The organism is uncultured Corynebacterium sp., from assembly GCF_946998835.1.
Classification (GTDB): domain Bacteria; phylum Actinomycetota; class Actinomycetes; order Mycobacteriales; family Mycobacteriaceae; genus Corynebacterium.
In genome coordinates, this window is sequence record NZ_CAMQAZ010000066.1 from 1 (window position 1) to 2,908 (window position 2,908).

At 61.6% G+C, this 2,908-nt stretch carries 2 protein-coding genes; one reads left to right on the top strand and one right to left on the bottom strand.

Annotated features, from left to right (window positions below; translation table 11 throughout):
- The first annotated feature begins 253 nt into the window (after positions 1–253).
- The gene (locus tag Q0U90_RS11560) at positions 254–826 is read left to right on the top strand and encodes an NADPH-dependent FMN reductase (protein ID WP_019174205.1); all 573 of its coding nucleotides are present in this window, start codon (positions 254–256) and stop codon (positions 824–826) included.
- A gap of 112 nt (positions 827–938) precedes the next feature.
- Here the strand turns inward: Q0U90_RS11560 and Q0U90_RS11565 are convergent, their stop codons facing one another.
- Positions 939–2,804, bottom strand: a complete 1,866-nt coding sequence (locus Q0U90_RS11565; protein WP_070507295.1) for a phosphoenolpyruvate carboxykinase (GTP) — start codon at positions 2,802–2,804, stop codon at positions 939–941.
- Between the last annotated feature and the right edge of the window lie 104 nt (positions 2,805–2,908).

Consider the following 2,908-nt stretch of genomic DNA (forward strand, 5'->3'; position numbering starts at 1 on the left):
AGTTGAAAGCCAGTGGCTTGGATCCCCGCAAGTTCCGGGAGCACCAGGCCGCGCTTGGTGCTCGGAGCTTCGGTTACTCATGAGGTTCGCAATGGCGGAATTGTTAACATAGGCTTGACCTCGTGAGCGAGTGCCGGTTCTGCTCGGCTTGGGGCAGCGACCGGCAGCTCGCGCCGCGCGAGTCTGTGGCGTATGAGGGCGCGGATCGCGGTGCATGATCCACAGTTGAAATAGAGAAAAGAGAGTGAAACGTATGACGAAGCGCGTGAGTGTGATTGTTGGGAGCCTGCGTCGTGGCTCCTTTGCCCGTAAGATTGCGCACAACCTGATTCCGATGTTCCCTGAGGGGTACGAGGCGAAGATCGTGGAGATCCGCGACCTGCCGCTGTACGATTTCGACTACGACGACCCAGAGGTCACCGACAAGCCGGTGCCGGCGGAGTACACGGAGTTCCGCGAGACGATTAAGGCCTCTGACGGGGTGCTGTTTGTGACCCCGGAGAACAACCGCACCATCCCGGCGTGCCTGAAAAACGCGGTGGATATTGGGTCGAAACCCAACGCCGACGTTGCGTGGAAGGGACTCCCGGCGGGAATTGTGAGCCACTCTGTTGGACGCATGGGCGGGTACTCGTCGCAGAAGAACCTGCGCCTTGCGCTTTCCTACTTCGACATGCCAACGCTTGGCCAGCCCGAGGTGTTCCTGTCGCAGTCGCCTGAGCTTTTCGGTGACGGGGATAAGATCACCCGCGAGTCAACCGTTGAGTTCCTGCAGAAATACATTGACCGCTTCGCTGAGCTGATCGAAAAAACCAGCCGCGATTAGTTTTCGCGGGCGCGTAACCCAAAGGCGAGGGGGAAACCGAACACGTTTCGGTTTCCCCCTCGTTTGTTGTGTGGCAGTTTTGTGTCGCCGCGGCCGCGCGGTGGCGCAGGCGCTAGCTGTCTGCGCCCCCTGCGTCAGTTGCCGCCTCGGCCCGCAACGCCTCGACAAGCGCCTCGTGTGCGTCCCAGATTTCGCGCGGCATATCGGGCAGCTCGCGCAGGTGCTCAGCGCGGTGATCGGTTTCCTGCAGCCAGCGTTCAACGTCAACCCGCAGCAGTTTGTCGAGATCCGCCGCGTCGATTTCGAGACCGGTAAAGTCGAGCTCTTCAACAAGCGGGAGCACGCCGATCGGGGTTTTGCGTCCCTTGACTTTGCCGTCGCGGTACTGTGTGAGCCAGTTCAGCGCGCGCAGGTTCTCGCGGAAGCCCGGCCACAGGTAACGACCGGTTTCGGGTTCGCGCTGGAACCAGTTGACGTGGGCAAACATCGGCATCTCTTTCAGCTGCCCGAGCACTTTAAGCCAGTGTTCGGCGTAGCGACCCTCGGAGTACGAGAAGAACGGACGCATCGACATCGGGTCGTAACGCAGCTGCCCGTCAAGCCCGTCCGCTGCGAAAGTCGCCTCGGCGCCGAGTGTCAGCCCGTCGTAGACGCCATCAACAAGGTTGTCGATTGCGCGGATCAGCGGTTCACGATCGCGGGTGCGGCCACCGAAGATAATCGCGTCAACGACCACGCCCTCGGGTTTGGAGACGTCTTCGGCGAGGTTCGGGATGCGCTCCAGCGGAATAGTGAAGCGGCTGTTCGGGTGCGCCCACGGTTCGTTTTGCTGCTCGGCGGTGCGGTCGGTGATTTTCGCGCCGGTCCAGTCGAGCCACCCTGCCGGGTCGGCCGGGGGTTCGGGGGTGAGACCCTCCCACCACACCTCGCCGGTGACTTCGTTGTAGGCGGTGTTGGTGAAGATCGTGCCCGATCCCTCAGCGATTGCCGCCATCGCGGTGGGGTTGGAACCCTCGTTGGTGTCTTTTGCGACACCGAAGGCACCGTTTTCGGGGTTGATGGCACGGAGTTTCCCTTCGTCGTCAACCCACATCCAGGCGATGTCGTCGCCGTAAAAATCAACGCGGTAGCGGTCGCCGAGTCCGTTTGGCGGCAGCGTCATCGCGAGGTTGGTTTTCCCTGACGCGCTCGGGAAGCCGCCGCACACGTGCGTGGTGACGCCGGTTTCACGGTCGTGGATCCCAAGCAGCAGGAACTGCTCCGCGAGGAACTTCCCTGAGGCGTAACCGTCGTAGGACGCCTGGCGCAGACCGTGGGCGATTTTACCAAGCAGCGCGTTGCCGCCGTACGCGGAGCCGAAGTGCAAAATGGTGCGCTCGTCTGCGACGGTCACAAACATCCGCTCGTCGGCGTCGGTGCCCTGCTGCAGCGCGGTCAGGTCACCGGTGACGTGCACACCGCGCACGAAGAAGTCCTGGTCGCTGACACCGTCGAAGTGCTCAATTCCGACGCGGGCCATGCGGATCATCTGCAGCACCACGTTGCGGTCGTCGGTGAGCTCAACTCCGAGCGCGAAGTTCGCAAGCGGGGTGCCGGGAGGGGCCATCAGGTACGGCACCACGTACATGGTTTTACCCGCCGAAGCGCCGCGCATGCGGCTCGTCAGCAGCGGTTTGACCTCGCTTGAGTGGCGCCAGTTGTTGTAGCGCCCGCGATCCGCCTCGTCAGCCGTGGCGACAAAGGTGCGCTCTTCGGTGCGGGCGGTGTCTTTCGGGTGTGACCGTGAGTAGTAGCGACCTTTGCCTGCGCGGAGCATTTCGCCGGCGGCGATGGCCTCTTCGAGCAGCCTGGCGTCATCCGCTGCTGAGACGAGCTCGATCTTTTCAGGATTGGTGATCTCTGCCCACTCGCTCACAAAAGCGCGAACGCTTTCCACGTGAATCTCTGGAGGAACTTGAAATTGCTTTGATGCGGTCACCAGGCGCCCTCATTCATTCTTTAGTTTCCGGGTCTCACTTGTGCTCTCTACCGTAGTACGTCGAGTCTGACAGCACCATAAGTATCCCCTTTGAGTCTTGGGTT

What these genes read in the sequence shown, in the direction of transcription:
- Q0U90_RS11560 (WP_019174205.1), top strand. Translation starts at nt 254, where the DNA reads ATGACGAAGCGCGTGAGTGTGATTGTTGGGAGCCTGCGTCGTGGCTCC.